The sequence below is a fragment of the Bacillus sp. B2-WWTP-C-10-Post-4 genome (assembly GCF_009183805.1).
GTDB lineage: Bacteria > Bacillota > Bacilli > Bacillales > Bacillaceae_G > Bacillus_A > Bacillus_A cereus.
The window spans coordinates 25,659-47,248 of the sequence record NZ_WEII01000015.1 but is presented as its reverse complement, the minus strand read 5'-3'; the positions used below and the strand labels follow the sequence as shown (position 1 = coordinate 47,248).

Here is a 21,590-nt window from a genome sequence, read left to right as displayed (position 1 = left end):
CCTCCTTTCATTATGGTGTAAAGCGACTGAATTTAAGTGGTCCGTGAAATATCTTTTCAGCTAATGAATCACTATGACGAATGTATTGTTCGTAAGGAGGGATCGTGTTGACATACATAAGCCAGATTGCACCTTTTTGATCCATAATTGTGGAAAGTTCTAGTTCAAATAACGAAGAATAAGACTGATCTAGTGTTTGGAATACTTCATTTATAATGTCGTGTAAAGCGTCGTGCAATAGTTGCACACCTGTACTAGATAGTACGTATTTAATTTTTGAAAATGAATGCAATGAATCATCGTCCGTTGTTGAGGGTAAAAGCTGATTAGGAAATGAGCTTTTTTGTATAAATTGACCGATAACATTCCAAGTTTGTTCTTTGTTTTTTTGCAAAATGGTTCGAATGTGCAGTGGATATGTTAATTGATTTGGTGGTTGTAGCATAATGTGCGCTATGTAACGTGATGAACGTATGTTAGATTTACACCAAGATATAAATTCGTCTGTGCGTTTGATTGGAATAGAAGTATGGTATTTTTCATTTACTGTATCGATCTGAAACGTTTTATTTTTGTAAGCGACTCGATATAAGTTATCTTTAGAATGTATATTAGTGGGGCGTATAATAATATCTTTAGTTTTTAACAACAGTTTGAAAATGTTTTGTATCGTCGCAATTTCAAATTTTGGTATATAAGGAGACAGTTTTTTATTAGTGAGAAATAAATCATGTAGTTCACTTGAATTAATAAGTGTGTTATTTAAAAAGGTAGTGGAAGGACGATTGTGCAAAGAGTGAATAATTGATTTTACTTTTTCAAAGTCTGTTTCCTCTTGAAAAGAATAACGATCATATATATAAGAAGGAATAGGGAATGTTTGCTTTTTCCATTTTCCTGTATCTGTATCGTAAATAAGACCAGAAACAAGGTCTGTTTTAGGATCAATACAAAATGGCGTAAACTGGGCAACGACATTATGATAAAGCCGAGCGCGTTTAGCGATTTCGGTGTAATACGTTTGCTCATAATGAAGTTTAGAAGTTAAAAGGCCGAGAACCAACGAAATCACTCCTTTACTACTATTTGCATAATAGGCGAAGCTATATATTGCAAATACGTTTTTATACCATTATACTTTTGTCCGTATGATGATATGCTATAGTTTTGGAGAAGTGAAAGGTTGATTGTAATGAATATATGGTTAAATATGTTAACGACGACAGGACTCGGAGCAATTATTGGAGGATATACGAATCATTTAGCGATAAAAATGTTATTTCGTCCTCATCGTCCTATTTATATCGGAAAGTTTCAAGTTCCATTTACACCAGGGTTAATTCCGAAGCGGCGTGATGAACTTGCTGTTCAATTAGGAAATATGGTTGTAGAACATTTGTTAACACCAGAAGGAATCGGAAAAAAGCTAACAAATGAAGAGTTTCAAAAAGGTTTAATTCACTGGGCGCAAGTGGAAGTGGATAAAGTAATTACGAATGAACAATCACTGCGATATATGTTAGAAAAATGGAATGTAGCACATGTAGAAGAAGAAGCGACTCGAAAAATCGAACATGTGATTACAGAAAAAATTTATGCATTTTTAGCAGAGTATTATACATATACATGGGAACAGGCTTTACCTCATTCTGTACATGAAAAGATAGAGAATGCGATTCCGAATGCCTCGGCGTTTATTTTAGAGCGAGGAATTAGCTTTTTTGAAAGTGAAGAAGGGAAAGCGCGTCTTTCAAAAATGATTGATGATTTCTTTGCTTCTCGTGGAACGCTACTTAACTTAGTCGGAATGTTTTTAGGAAATGTAAGTGTAGTGGATCGTGTGCAGCCAGAAGTTATTAAGTTTTTAGGGCAAGATGCTACAACGCAGCTTTTAACTGACGTACTGCAAAAAGAGTGGGAAAAGTTAAAAGGAAGAGATGTAAAAGAATTAGAAGCATTTGTAGAGAAAGAAATGATTGTAAGCTCCGTGCTGTCAGCAGTTAAAGTAGAGGAAACAGTGAGTAAGTTTTTAAATCAATCTGTTCAGCAAGTATGTGAACCAGTTCGAGAAACAATTATTGAAAAAGTGGTTCCAAGTGCAGTAACGAAAGGCTTAAAGTGGGGAACAGAAAACGTAGAGAGTATACTAAACAATCTACACCTTGCGGAAATTGTCCAGCAAGAAGTGTCTACATTCTCAACAGAAAGATTAGAAGACTTAGTTCTGTCTATTACGAAAAACGAATTAAAAATGATTACGTATTTAGGAGCGTTATTAGGCGGAATGATCGGGCTCGTACAAGGATTGTTACTATTGTTTCTTAGATAATAAGGTGAGTACATAGAAATAAAAGTGAAATTTCTTCACATCTCTTGCATAGTTTGATATGGTAAGAAGAGGTGCGTATGTAAATGCACTGAAAAGGCAGTGCGTATGAAAAGCGCTAGCCTTCTAAAGGAGGAAAAATAAAATGACAAAGAACATTCATGATGTTGCATATGAATTACAAAAAGCAATCGCTGAAAACGATGACTTCAAAACTTTAAAAGAGAGCTACGCAGCAGTTCAAGCTGACACAGCTTCAAAGAACTTATTCGATGAGTTCCGTACAATGCAACTTAGCCTACAACAAAAAATGATGCAAGGCCAAGAAATCACTGAAGAAGACAACCAACAAGCACAAGAAGTTGTAGCTCGCATTCAACAAGATGCTAAAATTACAAAATTAATGGAAACTGAGCAACGCCTAAACGTTGTAATCGGTGACGTTAACAAAATTATCATGAAGCCACTTGAAGAATTATATAGCGCGCAACAACAAGCGTAATAGTGGAAGACGCTCCTAGGGGAGCGTCTTTTTTGTTTAGGGAATTTAATAGTTATATCACAAAAACTCCCTTTCAAAATAGCCATTTCTTATTGATTATTTTGAAAGGGATATGTAACACATCGGTTAATTTTTTTTATTGCTGTTAATTGAAGTTTTAATATTTTTTTCGTTCAAAAACTTTTCAATCTCTTTTTGTTTCCTCCCATTTATTTTCTCAAGGCGTTTCGTAAAAGAAAAATTCGCCTTGAATAAGTTACCATCTTGGGCGAGTTTGTCTAACTCTTGATCTAGTTCTACTGAAAGTGCTGTAGACGATGAAATAAATTCATATATTTCTTTTGAAGGCTTTTTGTAATCATCAGGGATTGTATTGTTACTAATAAAATTATGGAAGTTTGCATCATTTTGCTTCGCTAACTCTATTAGTTTTTGTAATTTTTCTCGGTCAGATTCAGTGAAATTCTTATCAGAATTTGTTGAAGCGAGAGGAATTATATTTTCAGCTAACTCCCAACTATAATCTATATAATTTTTTATATTTTGTTTCATTTCGTCTTCACTAATAGTTTCATTTTTCTTTGAGGAACTAAATATATTTTCTGGAACTTTAATAGCAACATCTTTAATAGATTGTACATCATTTTTTTCCTTAGGCTGTACACTGTTTGAACAAGCTGATAGAAATAACATTGTAAGTAACATGAATGGGTATAAAATATAATTTTTCATCTTAATCTCCTTTTGCATTAGTGTCGTTGCAAAATAGCTACATTCCATTTCAAATACTTAACTAAAGCTACGTATAGATGTTTTATTATTTGATAACATATGACTGATATTAGTAAGCCGATGCAAAAAGCTATGAATACATTGTAAACATCGGAATAACTGATTTGGTGAAACCCTTTAAAGAATCCTAATCCTATTAATAAAATAGGCGAAATAATTAATACTGGCGTGGCAATGATAAGTGCTAGAAGAATCGGTAATAAAAAGAGTAGTACGAAAAAGGCGATAATGATACATATAAAGTTTAAAATACTTAAGCTCATAACAGAAAACAGTGCTGTCATAATATTTTTTAGGCTGCGCCTATTGTCAGCGTTACTTATTACATATGAAATATTAAGTTCTTTAGCGATAGTTTTAGGGTTTCCTAGCTTTTTAGAAATTTCCTCTTCAGATATTCCATCTTGTTTACCACTAATAAAATGAGTTTCGTACTCCGAGATAATATCCTCTTTTTCTAAATTAGGCATATTCCGTAGGGAAGAACTAAGTTGCTCTAAAAATTCATTTTTGTTCATAACAATCACTTTCCTTTATAAAATGATGAATTATGGCTGAAAATCCTATCTTTTTTCTAAACAGCACACTCAATCTATATCTACTTTTTGAAAGGAGATATACTAATTGTGAATAAAATTCCAAATGATGGGTATTCCATTATTTACAAATATATCACTTACTATTATTCTTTGCAAGGTACTATAAATTTGTTAATAATGTGAATAGGTGGAAGTATTTTTGTACATTTTTAGAAGAGATATAAAAATGTTATTTTAAGATAAACAAAAGGTTGTAAGCGTATTCTTTAAATCTTGTCAAAATAATGTCGAATTCATATTGTTGGAAAAATAATGCATTTGTAATATAATGATAAATGATACTTCACCAGCTTAATTAACTAGGTGAAATTAAAATCTTTATTACACACATTATGAAATAAAGGGATGATTAGTTTTGAGTACAGGTGTAAAAGCAAACGACGTGAAGACAAAAACAAAAGGAGCAGATCTTGTTGTTGATTGTTTAATTAAACAAGGTGTTACACATGTTTTCGGTATTCCAGGAGCAAAGATTGACTCTGTATTTGATGTATTGCAAGAAAGAGGACCAGAGTTAATCGTTTGTCGTCATGAACAAAATGCAGCATTTATGGCAGCTGCTATTGGTAGATTAACAGGGAAACCGGGCGTATGTCTTGTAACTTCAGGACCAGGGACATCAAATTTAGCGACAGGTCTTGTTACTGCGAATGCGGAGAGTGATCCCGTTGTTGCTTTAGCTGGTGCAGTACCGCGTACGGATCGATTAAAACGTACGCATCAATCTATGGATAATGCTGCACTATTCGAACCAATCACAAAATATAGCGTAGAAGTAGAGCATCCTGATAATGTGCCAGAAGCACTTAGTAATGCATTTCGAAGTGCGACTTCCACAAATCCGGGAGCTACTTTAGTAAGTCTTCCGCAAGACGTTATGACTGCGGAAACAACTGTAGAGTCTATCGGTGCGCTTTCTAAGCCACAGCTTGGAATCGCTCCCACACATGATATTACATATGTAGTAGAAAAAATAAAATCAGCGAAATTACCAGTTATTCTACTTGGTATGAGAGCGAGCACAAATGAAGTGACGAAAGCTGTTCGTAAATTAATTGCGGATACAGAACTTCCTGTTGTTGAAACATATCAAGCAGCTGGTGCGATTTCACGTGAGTTAGAAGATCATTTCTTCGGCCGCGTTGGATTATTCCGTAACCAACCAGGTGATATTTTACTAGAAGAAGCAGACCTTGTTATTTCTATCGGTTATGATCCAATCGAGTATGATCCAAAATTCTGGAATAAACTTGGCGACAGAACGATTATTCATCTTGACGACCATCAAGCAGATATCGACCATGATTACCAACCAGAGCGTGAATTAATTGGTGATATTGCCTTAACGGTAAATAGCATCGCGGAGAAATTACCGAAACTTGTATTAAGTACGAAATCAGAAGCGGTATTAGAACGATTACGCGCGAAATTATCAGAACAAGCAGAAGTTCCGAACCGTGCTTCGGAGGGTGTTACGCATCCACTTCAAGTGATTCGTACACTTCGTTCTTTAATTAGTGACGATACAACTGTTACATGTGACATCGGTTCCCATTCTATTTGGATGGCGAGATGTTTCCGTTCTTATGAACCACGTAGATTATTATTTAGTAACGGTATGCAGACGTTAGGTGTTGCACTTCCTTGGGCAATTGCTGCTACTTTAGTAGAACCAGGTAAAAAAGTAGTTTCCGTATCAGGTGACGGTGGTTTCTTATTCTCAGCGATGGAGTTAGAAACGGCGGTACGTTTAAATTCTCCAATCGTCCATCTTGTTTGGAGAGACGGCACATATGATATGGTTGCATTCCAACAAATGATGAAATACGGCAGAACATCAGCTACAGAGTTTGGTGATGTTGATCTTGTTAAATATGCGGAAAGTTTCGGGGCGTTAGGTCTTCGTGTTAACACGCCTGATGAATTAGAAGGGGTATTGAAAGAAGCACTAGCAGCAGACGGCCCTGTCATTATTGATATTCCAATTGACTATCGTGACAACATTAAATTAAGCGAAAAATTATTACCAAACCAATTAAACTAATGGAGGCAGATTTGAGATGACTGTTGCGCAATTAATTGATATTGATGCAAAAAAAACGAAAACGAGTAATGAAGTATATCAAACATCTACAATGCTTGCGCTATTAGATGGTATATATGATGGTGTAATTAGCTTTGAAGATTTGAAAAAACATGGTGATTTCGGCATCGGCACATTTGATCAATTAGACGGTGAAATGATTGCATTTGATAATGGATTTTATCATTTACGTTCAGACGGTTCAGCGGAAAAAGTAGAGCCAGAAGAAACAACGCCATTTGCAACTGTAACGTTTTTTGAAAAAGAAATGAGTTATACGGTAGAGCGTTCGATGAATCGTGAAGAAGTTGAAGCGTTATTACATGAATTAATGCCAAGTAAAAACTTATTTTACGCTATTCGAATGGACGGTACGTTCCGTGAAGTAAGAACGAGAACTGTTCCAAGACAAGAAAAACCGTATACACCACTCGTTGAAGTGACGAAATCGCAACCAATCTTTTCGTTTGAAAATACAGAAGGTACGCTTGCTGGATTTTGGACACCAGATTACGCACAAGGTATTGGGGTAGCTGGATTCCACTTACATTACATTGATGATGAAAGAAGCGGAGGCGGACATGTTTTCGACTATGTTGTAGAAAACTGCACGATCCAAATTTGTCAAAAAGCTCATATGCATTTAGCACTTCCAGAAACAGCAGATTTTATGGCGGCTGAATTATCAAGAGAAAACTTAGAGGATAATATTGCAACTGCGGAAGGTGCGGAGTAAAAGGAGAAGACTGTTCCACTTTGGAACAGTCTTCTTTTATTTGTCGGTAAGTCGATATCGTTTATTTCTTTGAAACAAACGGATGTCCCTCATAATAAAAACGCCACGGATAATGTACAGCTTCTTCTGCATAGTCGATATTAATACGAGGTCCTGCTGTTATTTTATATTGTAATGATATGTGTTCTTCTTTTGGAACTAATTCAATATGTAACGTATCACTTTGTAACGATACACCGCGTTCTTTTAAAGTGATGCCAAGTGCACGGCATAGTTTGCCAGGACCGTTCGTTAAATTTTTGTACTGCGCTTTTGTAATTTCTGTCTTATTGTAGCGCGCTAGTTTTATTTCTTCTATTCCATCTACCGGCTCAAGAGCTCGAATGAGAACACCTTGCGGGGTGCCCACTGGCGCTGTAATAACGTTAAAGCAATGATACATACCGTAAATTAAATATACGTAAGCATGCCCTGGTGCACCAAACATAACTTCTGTGCGATCTGTTCGTCTGCCTCCGTAACTATGTGCGGCCTTATCATCTGGGCCTTTATATGCTTCTACTTCTACAATGATTCCGCTTCGCTTTATTCCGTCTACAATATGAACAAGTTTTTGCCCGAGTAATTTTTTTGCGACTTCTAACGTATCGCCTTCATAAAAGGAAGGAGGTGCCTGCATTGTACTATCTCCTTTACTAAGTGTATATGTATATAGTAAACCAAATTTTCAGTAGTAATTCTAACTCGTTCTATTTATCGGGTTTATTTCATAAATTATGGATAGAGTACAACAGCGAAGAGGGGGAGTGCGACATGATTTATCGCTTACTAGCTCTTAATATAGATGGGACACTACTATACAACAATGGAAAAATTGCAAAAGGATTAAGAGAAACAATTGAATTTGTGAAAAGAAAAGATGTATACGTTACGTTATTTACGAGTCGTAATTTTCAATCCGCTCATAAAGTAGCAAAGGCGTTAAAATTAGATTCTATATTAGTGACACATGGTGGTGCTTTCGTTTCAGCAACGTTAGATAAGCCGTACGTTCAAAGAAGATTATCTGAAGAGAAGACTTTTAACATTGTGCAAGTGTTAGAGCACTTTGATTGTAACGTACGTATTTCTCATGAACGGTTTTCAATAGGAAATCGTGAGAGAAATACACCAAACTTAATTGCGCGCACTGTATTATCAAGCGCAGATCCGTTATTTTATCCAGTTCAATTTGTAGATTCGTTAGGTGACGCGCTTCGTGACCATCCGGTAGCAGCGCCAAAAATTGATGTTCTTTTCCAAAGTAAAGGTGAAAAAGAAAGAGGACTGAACACATTAAGAAAAGCATTTCAAGATGTAGAGTATGTTGAATGTGATTCAAAACGAATAGAAATTTTACCGCAAAATGTATCAAAGTTACGTGGATTACAATTGCTTGGAGAGCATTTAAATATTTCGCTAAATGAAATGGTTGCGATTGGAGATAGTATGGAAGATTTAGAGATTATTGAAAACGTGGGACTTGGGGTAGCAATGGGGAACTCGCCTGTAGAATTAAAGCAAGCAGCAGATTGGATTACACGTTCAAATAGCGAAAACGGTGTAGAGTATATGATTAAAGAGCATTTCCGTAAGCAATTCCCGCTTCCGTTTTTGAAGAATCATAAAAATACACCGAAACGATGACAGAAAAACGTAGCTTTTTGGCTACGTTTTTTTGTTTATCTTATTAAAAACAGTGAAAGCGTTTTAAAATATGAATTGTGTATGAAATCTATACAATTCACTTGAATCCTTTAGAAAACTAATGTAAAGTGAATGATGTTGCCAAAATAGTTACACCACATGAAATATTCTTCAGATTAATTTTATTGGGCTCCCATACGTAAAAGTATTTCCGCATGACAGTTTAGTTCAAGTATTATTTCAAAAATGAATTGTAGCAATCTTATTAAGTAGTTGTAGTGTTTCTTTGTTTTATTTAAATGGATTATTTTAAGTTAATGTGAGTAAGGTTTGGTACATATGATATGTACTTCTTTTTGTGGTTTTAGGAAGTTTAAAAGGGGGAATGAATTTCTTGAGGAAATCATTTAATCAAAAAATTAAAAAGTTAAGTAGTAGTTTAATAGTTGTATTACTAATATGTATGAATTTTTTAATCCACTTACCATTTAAAGCAGAGGCAGCTACAACAGAATTAAAAGGTTTAGGTGATGTATCTTATTACAATGCCATCATTTTTGGAGATCATAGTGCAACGAGTGCGGATATTGAAGGTGCGATGGCTGTTCAGAAAAATATGAACGCATCAAGTTATACAGTCGTAGCGGCTGCAACTGGAGCAAATAACTTAGCTGGAGCAACTTGGGTAGATGAAGGATATCCATCATTATTACTAGGCGGTCAATTTACGAAAGCGGGAGCAGGACAAGTAATTATTCAAGATGGAACAGTGGCGATGACAAAAGACGGTGACCCAGATGGCGCAATGAAAACATCATATGACCGTATCTCTTATAAAGAGCAAGCGGAGATTGATGCTAAGTTTAAAGAATTTAGAAAAGACGTTGATGGTGTAATCGGGGATGCAAGTAAACTACAGACTGATAAGCCAAAACCTAATATGAGCTTTGGCATCGGTGAAGATTTAAATAACCCTAATATTTATGTCTCTTCAGGCCAAACTGGAAAGAAAACATTTGATGTAAAAGACGTTTTTCTTCCGAATGTAGAGAATAAAGACTTTATTGTTATTTATTCAGATGCAGAAGAAGTGAGTTTTGGTGGCGGTGCAATTTTGTATGATACAAGAAATACTGGGATGGCGACGGATTTAATTAATACATCTCAAGCATACGATCCTAATTCATCTTTTACTGAGTTAGCTAGTAAGGTAATTTGGGTATTTCCTAATGCTACAAAGATAACAACTAAAGGTTATGGTGTAGTAGGTAGTGTGTTTGCACCTAATGCAGTTGTAGAAACAAAAGGTGGTTCTATTAATGGACAAGCCTATGTTGGAGGATTACACCAAAGAGATGGTTTTGAGGTTCATAACTTTAAATTTAACTGGCCAAAGTGGAATAAACCAGCAGTTGAAAAAGGACATTTACAAATTAAAAAAGTTGATGAAAAAGATGAAAATATTGTTTTAAAAGACGCAAAATTTGATGTTATAGACAAAGATAATAACGTTGTGGCTACTGTTACAACAAACGAAAAGGGTATTGCGGAAGTTAAAGATTTACCACTTGGTGACTATTTTGTAAAAGAAATAAATGCACCAGAAGGATATATAAAAGTTGATACACCAGTCAAAGTAACAATTGATAATACAAACGTAATTGAACTTGTTATGAAGAATACGAAAAAAGTAGAGAATGGCCAATTTAAATTATTGAAAAAAGATAGTGAATCTGGTCAACTTCTACCAGGTGCAAAATTTGATGTTATCGATAAAGATGGGAAAGTTGTGGAAACGATTGTTACAGATGATAAAGGTGAAGCCTTATCGAAACAACTTCCAGTTGGAAGCTATATATTAAAAGAAGTAGAAGCACCGAAAGGATATGAATTATCATCTAGTTCAGTTTCTGTTGATGTAGAGGCTAATAAAATAGTGACTGTAGATGTGGTGAATAAAAAGATCTCCGAAAAAGTAACGGGTCAATTTGAAATCGTGAAAGTAGATGCGGAAGATAAAACGAAAGTATTATCAGATGCAGAATTCGAAGTGTATAAAGATGGTAAAAAAGTAGATACGTTACGAACAGATAAAACTGGTAAAGTAGTTTCTCAGAAATTAGAACCAGGAACATACATATTAAAAGAAACGAAAGCACCACAAGGATATAAATTGTTAAAAGAAGAAATTGAAGTCGTTGTGGAAGCAGACAAAGTAGTAGAAGTACAAGTAGAAAATGCGAAAGAACTAGGAAGCTTACAAGTAATCAAAAAGGATGCAGAGAGTGGAAAAGTTCTAGCAGGTGCAGAATTTAAATTAAAGAACGAAGCTGGTCAAGTAGTTGGAGAAGCGAAAACAACGAATAAAGACGGTGTTGTGAAATTCGAAAACTTAGTGCCAGGAAAGTACACGTTAGAGGAAACGAAAGCGCCGGAAGGTTATAAAGCGCTAGAAGTGACAGTAGAAGTGAACGTTGTAGCGAACGAAGTAGTAAAACAAGAAGTCATGAATGAAAAAGTAATGGGTCAATTCGAAATCGTGAAAGTAGATGCGAATGATAAAATGAAATTGTTATCAGGTGCAGAATTCGAAGTGTATAAAGATGGTAAAAAGGTAGCAGAACTAAAAACAGATGAGAGTGGAAAAGTGATGTCACCGAAATTACCGCTAGGTGAATACACAGTGAAAGAAACGAAAGCACCAGCGGGCTACAAGCTTTCAAATAAAGAATGGAAAGTAACAATTCAAAACGAGAAAGAAGTAGTAAAAGTAGAGGCAGAAAACGAAAAAATCTTAGGTTCTCTACAAATTATTAAAATGGATGATAAAGATCAAACGAAACGCTTAGCAGGCGCACAATTTACATTGAAAGATGCGAAAGGAAATGTTGTAAAAGAAGGAATTACAACAGATAAGTCTGGAACGGTTAAAGTAGACGGACTTGTGCCAGGTGAATATACGTTAGAAGAAACAAAAGCACCAGAAGGTTATGAGTTAACAAAACAAATAATTCATGTAACAGTTGACGGTGAAAAAGTTGTTGATGTAAAAGTAACGAACAGTAAGAGCCTTGGTCAATTCGAAATTGTAAAAGTAGATGCGGAAGATAAAACGAAAGTATTATCAGATGCAGAATTCGAAGTGTATAAAGATGGTAAAAAAGTAGATACGTTACGAACAGATAAAACTGGTAAAGTAGTTTCACAGAAATTAGAGCCAGGAAAGTACACATTAAAAGAAACGAAAGCACCACAAGGATATAAGTTGTTAAAAGAAGAAATTGAAGTCGTTGTGGAAGCAAACAAAGTAGTAGAAGTACAAGTAGAAAACGCAAAAGAACTAGGAAGCTTACAAGTAATCAAAAAGGATTCGGAGAGTGGAAAAGTTCTAGCAGGTGCAGAATTTAAATTAAAGAACGAAGCTGGTCAAGTAGTTGGAGAAGCGAAAACAACGAATAAAGACGGTGTTGTGAAATTCGAAAACTTAGTGCCAGGAAAGTACACGTTAGAGGAAACGAAAGCGCCGGAAGGTTATAAAGCGTTAGAAGTAACAGTAGAAGTAAATGTTGTAGCAAATGAAGTAGTAAAACAAGAAGTTATGAATGAAAAAGTGAAAGAAGAAATTACAGGTCAATTAGAAATTACAAAGGTAGACGCTAATAATACAAATAAAATATTAGCAGGCGCAGTGTTTGAAATTTGGAAAGACGGAACAAAAATCGACACATTAACAACAAACAAGAGCGGTAAAGCGACTTCTAAGAAGTTAGAACCAGGAGATTACACTTTAAAAGAAATCCAAGCGCCAGAAGGATATACTTTATCCGATAAGGAAATAAAATTTACGATTTCTAATGAAAAAATTGAAGTTGTAAAGCTTCAAATTACAAATAAAAAAGATACAGAAAAAGGTCCGGAAAAACCAGGTGAAGGAACAGAAAAGCCGGGTGAAGGAACAGAGAAGCCAGGTGAAGGAACAGAGAAGCCAGGTGAAGGAACAGAGAAGCCAGGTGAAGGAACAGAGAAGCCAGGTGAAGGAACAGAAAAGCCAGATGAAGGAACAGAGAAGCCGGGTGAAGGAACAGAAAAACCAGGTGAGGGAGTAGAAAAACCTAATTTACCAGAAAAAGGACAAGGTTCTTCTAATAATCAACAACTTCCAGCTACAGGACACAATACGAATTACGTTCCATTCATCGGTTTTATGCTTCTGCTATTAGGCATACGTTTAAGATTCATGGCTAAAAATAGCTAAAAGATGTATAAAAGGCATCAGAGATATATAATCTCTGATGCCTTTTAAGTGAATACAGATAAAATGAAAATATCTATATGGAATGATAAATATGTTAAGCTTCAATTACGCTAAGCATTCTGTTTATAAATGCAGCTGCGTGTGCACGTTGTGATGGTCCTTTTGGTACGAATTGATTAAATTCATTACCTTTTACAATTCCATATCCATACACTCTTTGTACTTCTTCTTTAGCGTAAATTAAGTTTTGGTCTACGAATGGTAGTTCAACTTGTTTTGCAAAAATACCAGCGTGTTTTAGAGAACGATCGATCATAATAACAGCTTCTTCGCGTGTAATTGTAGTATTTGGATCAAATGTATTATCACCACGTCCGCGGATTATACCTGCGCTTGCTGCACGATTAATACCGTCTCTTAACGATGGGTGTACTTGTTCTAAGTCTGTGAAATTAGCATTTCCACTTGGTAATTGTAAAGCACGAGTAATTAGTGTAGCAAATTCAGCACGCGTTACAAGACGTTCTGGGAAGTACTTGCCGTTCCCTTCTCCTTGCATAATGCCTCTAGCTGCTAATTGACGAATGTCTTGTTCATACCATCCACCTGTAATGTCATCAGTTATGGGATTTTTTTGATTTTCCTTATAGTATGTTTCAGTTCCTTTTAAGAAAGCATCCCATTGTCCGCGTTGAATCATAAACGCAGGGCAGTTTTTTCCTGACCAAAATTGGTGTTTTTGGACCTTATCTAGAGAAATATTTAAGTCGTTCATTAAATAAGCTGCCAATTTACGGGCATTTTCTACCGCTTTTTCATAGTTTCCATCTTGATTAACGGCAATTTCAATTCCGATAGATTCATAGTTTCCAGTTTTATTTCCAGCATGCCATCCAACTTCATTTACTGGAAGATGTTGATAAATTTCTTTATCATCTACTGTGAAATGCCAAGATGCGGCGCGATCAGCTGTTCCGCGTGCTTGATTATCTAAGAATTTTGCATGATTTAGAGCATTGGCACCCTTCGCTGTATTAGCTGTTTCGTGAATCGTAATATATTTAGGTACCATCGGGTAGCCAGGGCGAATATCGTCATTTCCTTTTGGGACAATCATTTCTTTAAATGTAACGCCATAAATATTGTTTGTTTGTAGAGCTTCTGGCGATCTCAATAAACTATTTTTAGCAGTACGACTGTTTTTTAATAATGAAGCTTTTGTACCTTCAAATGTAGCAGAAGGTGCATAAATCCATTTTGTTGTTTCATTTATTTGGACTTTAAACCAATTTCCAGCTTGTTCAGTAGGAGTTATGACTTGTGGCTGTAGTTTCCCTTCTTCTTTAAATGATTGGAACGGAAGGGCATGTATGGAAGCTTCTTCTTTTACGATTAATTTTTGATTAGATAGTTTATGAATCTCTTGAACTTCTAAGCTATTATCATTGTTATCTATCCATCCAGCGCCAGTTGGCGTCGTTATGTAATAAGCATTTCCTTTTTTCTTTGTCGCCGTTACGACTTGTTCTGTAATCTCGATATTCGATTTGTTTTTTAAATCATTCGCGGTATATAATGAATGTTTTTTTGAAGTGTATAGTAGGAATTGACCAGTAACCTCGATATCTTCTTCATGAGTACTATGCTCATTAACATGCTCTTTAATACTTTTAAAAACTTGATCTTCCGTATATACTTCAGCGGATTTTTCAGCACTCTCTGCAAATGAATAAGTAGGTGCAAGAACAGTTTGTAATGCAAGAGAGAGAGTTAAAACACTATAAAATTTCTTTTTCATATTTTTTTTAACACATTAGATTATGGAATCTAGTGTTAACATTCCTCCTTTTTATATTGTATTTTCACTATGTATCGATTTTAGTACTAATAAATTTTAACAAGAGAAAATGATGATGTCTATATACAGGAGCGATATTCATAAAAAGAATTATTTGAAAAAATGTAAGAGAAACAGGTAAAACCTTCTGTATTGACCTGTAAACGCCCTTCAAGTAAACTAAAGAGAGTTTGCAAATGAAAAGGTGATAATGTTGTTAATTTCAATTAAAACGTTACAAGATGATCGTTTTTTACGTCCGCTACAAAATATTGGCGGCTTATTTTTTGAAGATAGTACGATTGGATTTGAACAAGAGGAAGCAAATCTTATCGTTGATATACACATTGAGGATAATGTGAAAGCATCCGCTCAATTAACGGATGTTAGCACAGGAAATGTGTATGAAGAAACATTCTCGAAAGATTTATCTGCTTTCACAGATGAAAAAGAGCGTATGAAGCAAGTGAAACACGTTGTTTCTTATGTATATCTTTCTGTTCTTCAGCAGTTAACTGGTATTGAACAAAGCTGGGGTATTTTAACGGGAGTACGTCCGACGAAACTTCTTCATAAAATGCTTCAAAATGGTATGTCAAAAGAAGAAGCGCATCAAGAGCTTCGTGAAAGTTATTTAATTCATGAAGAGAAAATTGAACTTCTTCAGCGCATTGTTGATTGCCAATTAGCAGTTGTTCCAGATTTATACCGTTTGAAAGAAGAAGTAAGTATTTATATCGGTATTCCGTTCTGCCCAACGAAATGTGCATATTGTACATTCCCGGCTTATGCGATTAATGGACGCCAAGGGTCTGTTGATTCGTTCTTAGGTGGTTTACATTATGAAGTTCGTGAAATTGGTAAGTTTTTAAAAGAAAAAGGTGTAAAAGTTACGACGATTTATTACGGCGGAGGTACACCTACAAGTATTACAGCAGAAGAGATGGATATGCTGTATGAAGAAATGTATGAAGCGTTCCCAGATGTGAAAAATGTGCGTGAAGTAACAGTTGAGGCAGGTCGCCCAGATACAATTACGCCAGCAAAGCTAGAAGTGTTAAATAAATGGAACATTGACCGTATTAGTATTAATCCACAGTCATACCATCAAGAGACACTAAAAGCAATTGGACGTCATCATACTGTAGAAGAAACAATTGAGAAATACCATTTAGCTCGTGAAATGGGAATGAACAATATTAATATGGACTTAATTATTGGTCTTCCTGGTGAAGGGTTAGATATCTTCAAGCATACGTTAGATGAAACAGAAAAGTTAATGCCAGAATCATTAACAGTTCATACGTTATCATTTAAACGTGCTTCTGAAATGACGCAAAACAAACGTAAATATAAAGTAGCAGGTCGCGAAGAAATTACAGCGATGATGCACGAAGCAGAAGAGTGGACGCAAAAGCATAATTACGTACCATATTACCTATATCGTCAAAAGAATATTTTAGGTAACTTAGAGAACGTTGGTTATGCAATGCCGACGCAAGAAAGTATTTACAACATTGTCATTATGGAAGAAGTACAATCAATTATCGGACTTGGTTGTGGTGCATCAAGTAAATTTGTTCATCCGAAGACGGGAGCAATTACGCACTTCGCAAATCCGAAAGATCCAAAATCATATAACGATGGCTTTGTGAAATATACAGAAGATAAACTGAAAATTTTAGAAGAGCTATTTGCATAAGAAGAAAGAGGTTGTTCCGAGTTGGAACAACCTCTTTTTATCCTGCAGTAACGGGCGGTCCGATTATATCTTGTCAGTTTTTGTCGGTAAGTCGATATATTCGAAAAATCGCTGATATAATTCGAGTTGCGCTGATATATTTTGAAAATCGCTGATATATTTCAAGTTACGGTCGATATATCTGGAAAATCGCCGATATAATTTCATTTACCGTCTAGCGGTACCGTATGTAAAACTATGTCGATAATAATCAGAAAAATTAGTCAAATCATTAAAGGACAATGTCTACTTATGGACGAAATGATAGATTTATGAAAGAGAAAAGGGGGAAATTGTTGGCATGTACATGACGATAGGGAGAATTTTTGATTTATCAGTTGGTAAGTATCCGAATAAAGAGGCGTTAGTGGAACCTGAAAAGAATATTCGCTGGACGTATAAACAGTGGGATGAACAAATAAATAAAACAGCGCACGCTCTATTAGAAGACGGAGTAAGAAAGGGAGATACGGTATCTGTTTACTTATATAATTGCCGTGAATTTGTAAACGTTTACTTAGCCTGTGCGAAAATCGGAGCGATCTTTAACCCGATTAATTTCCGCTTAAAGGCGAAAGAAGTATCTTATATTCTTCAGGACGCATCCTCGAAAGTCGTTGTCTTTGAAAAAGCAGTTGAGTCAACTGTTGCTATAATTGAAAGAGATTTTCCAAATACATCTTTTTGGTCTATAGAAAACGATAAACCTTCCTATGCAAGTTCCTACCATGAAAAAGTGAATGCAGCATCTTCTGAGAAAGTAAATATCGAAATTGATGAAATGGATTATTGTTCAATGCTTTATACGAGCGGTACGACAGGTCATCCGAAAGGCGTATTACATCGTCATCGCGAAATGACTGAGCATAGTATGATTTGTACGTATTTCCTTAAATATAATAGAGATAGTGTAGGGCTTGTCGTTGCGCCTTTATATCACTGTGGTGAATTAAACGCTGGAATCATACCACGCATTCAAGTTGGCGGAAAGAATGTTATTTTGCATCATTTTGATACAGAAACAGTATTACATACGATTCAAGAAGAAAAGATTACGACGTTCTTTGCAGCGCCGACAATGTGGAATATGTTGTTGCAAAAAGATTTAGCTCAGTATGATTTAACTTCGATGAAGATTGGTATATACGGCGGAGCAGCAATGGCACCGGCGTTAGTAAAAGAATGTAAAGAACGTCTTTATATTGATCTTGTTCAAATATACGGAATGACAGAAATGGGGCCAGTTGTTGCGTTTCTCGTAGAGGAGGATCAAATTACGAAAGCTGGTTCAGCAGGCACGCCATGCTTTAGCCATGAAGTTCGTATTGTGAAACCGAACGAGGATGCACCGGCAGAACCAGAGGATGTATTACCTCCTTATGAAGTGGGAGAAATTATTTTGCGCGGCCCAACTATGATGGCTGGCTATCATAATCGTGAAGAAGCGAATAAAAAATCGATGTATAAAGGATGGTATCATTCGGGTGATCTAGGCTATTTTGATAAAGACGGTTATTTATTCGTTGCTGATCGCGTTGATGATATGGTAATTAGCGGTGGCGTAAATATTTATCCTCGTGAAATTGAAGATTTCCTTCATAGTCATCCAGGTATATTAGATGTGGCCGTACTTGGTGAGCCAGATGAATTATGGGGAGAGCGTGTTGTGGCGGTTATTGTGAAGAAAGATGAAACAATAACAGAAGCTGATTTAGAAACGTATTGCAAAGAAAGTGATGAACTAGCAGATTATAAACGTCCGCGTCATTATTTATTTGTAGATGAACTTCCTCGTAATGCGAGCGGGAAGTTGCAGAAGTTTGTGCTGAGGGAGTCATTGAAAGGTGCGAAAAAATAAAAAATGAAGGATACCCCATATCTATGGGGTATCCTTCATTTTTCTGTATTAAACAGAAGAAACAATATCTTTGTTAATTCTCGTTTCTTCTTGGTGAAGGTTAATTAGTGCATTTGAAATAAGGTGGAAAAACAAAATGGATGTAATGTCCAAAAAGAAAAGACACCTTAAGGTGCCTCTCTCCGACTTGAACCATTTCATTTCATACGAATCTATCCGTATTACCATTACCCCTTTGTTATGAGTGTAAACACATACTATAAAGCAGAATCGTCTATATACACTAGATTGTTAGTTCACAAAAGACAAGAGATTTGAGATCAATATTGAAGTGACGCCACATCCCCTATAATAATTGATATGTTACGCCTTTTAAAAGAATCTGCTTTATAGAACGTGCCCACAAGTTATATTTTACTACATGTAATATTCATTTAGTGTATTTTTTGATGAATATGTATAATTACATAAACTGTATGAAAAAAAGAGAGTATACTCTGATGTTGTGTAATAAAGATAAAGCCCGCCTACGGAATAGGGGGCTTTTCTTACTTTTTATAAATATTTATTCCAATTATATTATCAGATGAGTCTAAACGAATATAAACGTCAGCTGATAAAAGGTGTGCATTATATATTCTTTGTTTATATGTTGATATCTCGAAGCGTTTTCCATTTAATTCACATTCTAGAATAATCATATCGCCATGTTCTTTCCAATTTATTAATTTAGCAGTTGTATTCATATAAACCTCCTCTGAATCATTTTATGAAAATTAGTAGAGATAGTGTGAGAAAGGAGTTTATATAACAAAAAAAGACACCTTAAGTGTCTTCTTTGATTACTATAAAAGTCGTTGAATGAAATAGGTTTCTATTTTTATTTGCGTGAAAAGCCTTCTTCATCAAGGTATTCCGCAGCTTCTGGATAAGAGTTGAATGTACCGTCTAAGTTTACACCAGCGTACACGTTCCACATGTCATCCTCTGAAATAAGAGTAAGAATATGACCATCTTCGTTCTGCCATTCTTCTTCTTTCGCAGGTTCTACAGGTGCTACTACCTCTTCTTGTGATAGAAGGTCAATTGATTTCTCAATTACTGAACGTAACTCCTCTGCTGAAAACTCACGGATGTTAACCATGCCTTTATCATCTGTTTTATAACCTTTAATACCGCTTGCATATACAAATCCATTTCCATTTGGGTGTAAATGAAATACAACGTTCTTTTTATCTAAACGACTTTCTTCAAAGTGGAAGTTTACACGTTTTAATGATACGTTCTTTCTTTCTAGTTCTGGGAAAGATTCAATAATCGATAATTTTTCTTCAAAAGTTAGCATAGTGCCTCCAAGTATATAGTAAAAGATTTAATTTGTTCATTATAGCATAGTTGCAATTGTTTCCAAAGATAAGGGGAAAACTTTTCGTTGAATACGTTTACGTCACGAGAATGTAAAAAGTGAGCTAACGAATGTATCTTTTTAGGTGTACAATGGAACATGGACTTTATACAAAGGTGGTTTTTTTATGTTTCAAAAAATAGCAAAGGAATGTTTAGCAGGATTTACTGTTGCGATTGTTGCGTTACCACTTGCGATTGCATTTGGTATTGCCGCGACAGGAACGTCTGAGGGAGCGCTTGTTGGATTGTATGGTGCGATTTTTGCAGGTTTATTCGCAGCGTTATTTGGCGGGACACCTGGGCAAGTAACAGGGCCAACTGGACCGATTACCGTTATTGCAACAGGAGTTATTGCGACGCACGGGTTAGAGGCAAGTTTTATTGCCTTTATGATGGCAGGATTATTTCAAATTTTATTCGGTGTATGTAAGCTCGGTTCTTACGTTCGATATATTCCGTATCCTGTCGTTTCAGGATTTATGAATGGTATTGCATTAATCATTATTTTAGGCGAAATAAAACACGTACAAAATAGTTTTTTACTTGTTGTGTTAACGATTATTGTAATGATTGTTTCTGGCAAATGGATTAAGGCGATTCCGTCTAGTTTAGTAGCACTAGTCGGTGTGACAGCTTTGCTTCCTTTATTTTCTTCTCTACTCGAAGGACTTACAGTAAAGTTACCGATTATCGGAAATCTTTCACTAAATAAAGTAATTGAAAAGATTGGAACCATTCCAGAAGCGATGCCTACGCTTCATATTCCATCTTTAAGTGGAACAGGAATAGCAGCACTTATTTTACCAGCGCTTAGTATTGCTTTATTAGGATCGATTGACTCGTTGTTAACATCGGTCGTAATGGATAATGTGACAGGTACACGTCATAAAAGTAATAAAGAGCTCGTTGGACAAGGTATCGGTAATATGATGAGCGGATTGTTTGGCGGATTAGCAGGTGCAGGTGCGACTGTAAGGTCTATCGTGAATATAAGAAGTGGCGGTAAAACGGCACTTTCGGCATGTATGCATAGTGTTATCTTATTTATTTTTATTATGGGTCTTGGTTCGGTCGTACAATATATTCCACTTGCTGTATTATCAGGTATTTTAATTTTAACTGGTATTGGAATGTTCGATTGGGGAAGCATGAAAAAGATGCATGTCGCTCCTAAAGGTGATGTCGTTGTTATGTTCGTAACGATGATTGTAACGGTGAAGTTCGATTTAATGATTGCTGTTGCCTTCGGTATTATTCTTTCGTTCATCATATATATGGTGAAATGTAAAGAACGTGAAACTTCTATCGTAAAAGAAAAAGAAGAAACGTACACAATTCAAGGGCCGCTCTCTTTCCTATCAGTAGATCGTATTTTCTCTACTTTACAAGATGTGAAGTCACCGGTTGTTTTACGTATGAAAGATGTGCGTTATATGGATGTATCAGGAGCTATGACATTATTAAATTTTGTTGAGCAATCAAATAAAGTAGGAGCAAGTGTAAAGCTTGAGCAAGTACATCCGAGTATTGAAAAAACAATCGCAGTAATGGCAAGCGATGAACAGAAAGAGCAATTGAAAATCTTAAGTGTTTAGATAGTAATTAGAATATCTCACAATTTTACATAAATTATAATGTAGAGTTGTGGGATGTTTTTATAATGTTTTTAGTAATATGTATCGCAGTGACAGAGAGGAAGGGCTCTTTTGGCGTAACAGAAACGCTTATAGTGTGTACATATATAATGGAAGGAATTAGAAAAATATTG

At 35.6% G+C, this 21,590-nt stretch carries 16 protein-coding genes; 9 read left to right on the top strand and 7 right to left on the bottom strand.

All coding sequences use genetic code 11. From position 1 onward, the window contains the following. Nucleotides 1–10: 10 nt before the first annotated feature. Nucleotides 11–1,063 carry a YheC/YheD family endospore coat-associated protein gene (locus GBN78_RS09585; protein ID WP_000242812.1) on the bottom strand — a complete coding sequence of 351 codons (1,053 nt, stop codon included), beginning with the start codon at nucleotides 1,061–1,063 and terminating at the stop codon, nucleotides 11–13. A gap of 129 nt (nucleotides 1,064–1,192) precedes the next feature. Between GBN78_RS09585 and GBN78_RS09580 the strand changes: the two genes are divergently transcribed. Then, a complete protein-coding gene (locus GBN78_RS09580) occupies nucleotides 1,193–2,329 on the top strand; it encodes a DUF445 domain-containing protein (RefSeq protein WP_141743273.1) in 1,137 nt (378 codons plus the stop codon). A 142-nt stretch (nucleotides 2,330–2,471) separates the two neighbouring features. Beyond that, entirely contained in the window at nucleotides 2,472–2,828 is a 357-nt protein-coding gene (locus GBN78_RS09575) for a YlbF/YmcA family competence regulator (RefSeq protein ID WP_000164610.1), read from the top strand. 126 nt (nucleotides 2,829–2,954) lie between these two features. Here the strand turns inward: GBN78_RS09575 and GBN78_RS09570 are convergent, their stop codons facing one another. Both GBN78_RS09570 and GBN78_RS09565 read right to left on the bottom strand, forming a co-directional pair. Beyond that, nucleotides 2,955–3,560, bottom strand: coding sequence for an NDxxF motif lipoprotein (locus tag GBN78_RS09570; protein ID WP_003311776.1), 606 nt, complete (start codon nucleotides 3,558–3,560; stop codon nucleotides 2,955–2,957). A 17-nt stretch (nucleotides 3,561–3,577) separates the two neighbouring features. Then, nucleotides 3,578–4,138, bottom strand: a complete 561-nt coding sequence (locus GBN78_RS09565) for an HAAS signaling domain-containing protein (RefSeq protein ID WP_030023509.1) — start codon at nucleotides 4,136–4,138, stop codon at nucleotides 3,578–3,580. A gap of 436 nt (nucleotides 4,139–4,574) precedes the next feature. Between GBN78_RS09565 and alsS the strand changes: the two genes are divergently transcribed. Continuing rightward, nucleotides 4,575–6,263, top strand: coding sequence for an acetolactate synthase AlsS (gene alsS / locus GBN78_RS09560; RefSeq protein WP_000103523.1), 1,689 nt, complete (start codon nucleotides 4,575–4,577; stop codon nucleotides 6,261–6,263). 16 nt (nucleotides 6,264–6,279) lie between these two features. Then, nucleotides 6,280–7,038: an alpha-acetolactate decarboxylase gene (gene alsD / locus GBN78_RS09555; RefSeq protein WP_000215027.1), complete on the top strand. Its 759-nt coding sequence runs from the start codon at nucleotides 6,280–6,282 to the stop codon at nucleotides 7,036–7,038. A gap of 61 nt (nucleotides 7,039–7,099) precedes the next feature. Here the strand turns inward: alsD and GBN78_RS09550 are convergent, their stop codons facing one another. Further along, the gene (locus GBN78_RS09550) at nucleotides 7,100–7,717 is read right to left on the bottom strand and encodes a DNA-3-methyladenine glycosylase (RefSeq protein WP_001148796.1); all 618 of its coding nucleotides are present in this window, start codon (nucleotides 7,715–7,717) and stop codon (nucleotides 7,100–7,102) included. A 134-nt stretch (nucleotides 7,718–7,851) separates the two neighbouring features. Between GBN78_RS09550 and GBN78_RS09545 the strand changes: the two genes are divergently transcribed. Both GBN78_RS09545 and GBN78_RS09540 read left to right on the top strand, forming a co-directional pair. Then, nucleotides 7,852–8,724 (top strand): Cof-type HAD-IIB family hydrolase, encoded by an 873-nt coding sequence (locus GBN78_RS09545; protein ID WP_000640418.1) that lies wholly within the window; start codon nucleotides 7,852–7,854, stop codon nucleotides 8,722–8,724. Between the two features lie 394 nt (nucleotides 8,725–9,118). Next, nucleotides 9,119–12,979 carry a SpaA isopeptide-forming pilin-related protein gene (locus GBN78_RS09540; protein WP_152127313.1) on the top strand — a complete coding sequence of 1,287 codons (3,861 nt, stop codon included), beginning with the start codon at nucleotides 9,119–9,121 and terminating at the stop codon, nucleotides 12,977–12,979. A 94-nt stretch (nucleotides 12,980–13,073) separates the two neighbouring features. On the opposite strand, the gene GBN78_RS09535 is transcribed toward GBN78_RS09540, so the two are convergent. Next, nucleotides 13,074–14,777, bottom strand: coding sequence for an S-layer homology domain-containing protein (locus GBN78_RS09535; RefSeq protein ID WP_000726529.1), 1,704 nt, complete (start codon nucleotides 14,775–14,777; stop codon nucleotides 13,074–13,076). A gap of 250 nt (nucleotides 14,778–15,027) precedes the next feature. On the opposite strand from GBN78_RS09535, the gene GBN78_RS09530 reads away from it, so the two are divergent. Together GBN78_RS09530 and GBN78_RS09525 are read left to right on the top strand one after the other, a co-directional pair. After that, complete coding sequence (locus tag GBN78_RS09530; RefSeq protein ID WP_002164625.1) at nucleotides 15,028–16,518, top strand: coproporphyrinogen III oxidase; 1,491 nt, start codon at nucleotides 15,028–15,030, stop codon at nucleotides 16,516–16,518. A 340-nt stretch (nucleotides 16,519–16,858) separates the two neighbouring features. After that, the gene (locus GBN78_RS09525) at nucleotides 16,859–18,415 is read left to right on the top strand and encodes a fatty acid--CoA ligase (protein ID WP_000281980.1); all 1,557 of its coding nucleotides are present in this window, start codon (nucleotides 16,859–16,861) and stop codon (nucleotides 18,413–18,415) included. 548 nt (nucleotides 18,416–18,963) lie between these two features. Here the strand turns inward: GBN78_RS09525 and GBN78_RS09520 are convergent. Then, nucleotides 18,964–19,161, bottom strand: a complete 198-nt coding sequence (locus GBN78_RS09520) for a hypothetical protein (RefSeq protein WP_001098258.1) — start codon at nucleotides 19,159–19,161, stop codon at nucleotides 18,964–18,966. A gap of 134 nt (nucleotides 19,162–19,295) precedes the next feature. Next, nucleotides 19,296–19,760, bottom strand: coding sequence for a hypothetical protein (locus GBN78_RS09515; RefSeq protein WP_000954998.1), 465 nt, complete (start codon nucleotides 19,758–19,760; stop codon nucleotides 19,296–19,298). A 187-nt stretch (nucleotides 19,761–19,947) separates the two neighbouring features. Here GBN78_RS09515 and GBN78_RS09510 point away from each other — a divergent pair, with 187 nt between their 5' ends. After that, the gene (locus tag GBN78_RS09510; protein ID WP_070183563.1) at nucleotides 19,948–21,417 is read left to right on the top strand and encodes a SulP family inorganic anion transporter; all 1,470 of its coding nucleotides are present in this window, start codon (nucleotides 19,948–19,950) and stop codon (nucleotides 21,415–21,417) included. The last annotated feature ends 173 nt before the right edge of the window (nucleotides 21,418–21,590 follow it).

Bases quoted from the DNA above. Each gene is read 5' to 3' on its own strand.
- GBN78_RS09550 (WP_001148796.1), bottom strand. From the start codon at position 7,717: ATGCAGGCACCTCCTTCCTTTTATGAAGGCGATACGTTAGAAGTCGCA.
- GBN78_RS09530 (WP_002164625.1), top strand. From the start codon at position 15,028: ATGTTGTTAATTTCAATTAAAACGTTACAAGATGATCGTTTTTTACGT.
- GBN78_RS09520 (WP_001098258.1), bottom strand. From the start codon at position 19,161: ATGAATACAACTGCTAAATTAATAAATTGGAAAGAACATGGCGATATG.
- GBN78_RS09565 (WP_030023509.1), bottom strand. From the start codon at position 4,138: ATGAACAAAAATGAATTTTTAGAGCAACTTAGTTCTTCCCTACGGAAT.
- GBN78_RS09535 (WP_000726529.1), bottom strand. From the start codon at position 14,777: ATGAAAAAGAAATTTTATAGTGTTTTAACTCTCTCTCTTGCATTACAA.
- GBN78_RS09545 (WP_000640418.1), top strand. From the start codon at position 7,852: ATGATTTATCGCTTACTAGCTCTTAATATAGATGGGACACTACTATAC.
- GBN78_RS09575 (WP_000164610.1), top strand. From the start codon at position 2,472: ATGACAAAGAACATTCATGATGTTGCATATGAATTACAAAAAGCAATC.
- GBN78_RS09515 (WP_000954998.1), bottom strand. From the start codon at position 19,760: ATGCTAACTTTTGAAGAAAAATTATCGATTATTGAATCTTTCCCAGAA.
- GBN78_RS09570 (WP_003311776.1), bottom strand. From the start codon at position 3,560: ATGAAAAATTATATTTTATACCCATTCATGTTACTTACAATGTTATTT.
- GBN78_RS09510 (WP_070183563.1), top strand. From the start codon at position 19,948: ATGTTTCAAAAAATAGCAAAGGAATGTTTAGCAGGATTTACTGTTGCG.
- GBN78_RS09580 (WP_141743273.1), top strand. From the start codon at position 1,193: ATGAATATATGGTTAAATATGTTAACGACGACAGGACTCGGAGCAATT.
- GBN78_RS09525 (WP_000281980.1), top strand. From the start codon at position 16,859: ATGTACATGACGATAGGGAGAATTTTTGATTTATCAGTTGGTAAGTAT.
- alsD (WP_000215027.1), top strand. From the start codon at position 6,280: ATGACTGTTGCGCAATTAATTGATATTGATGCAAAAAAAACGAAAACG.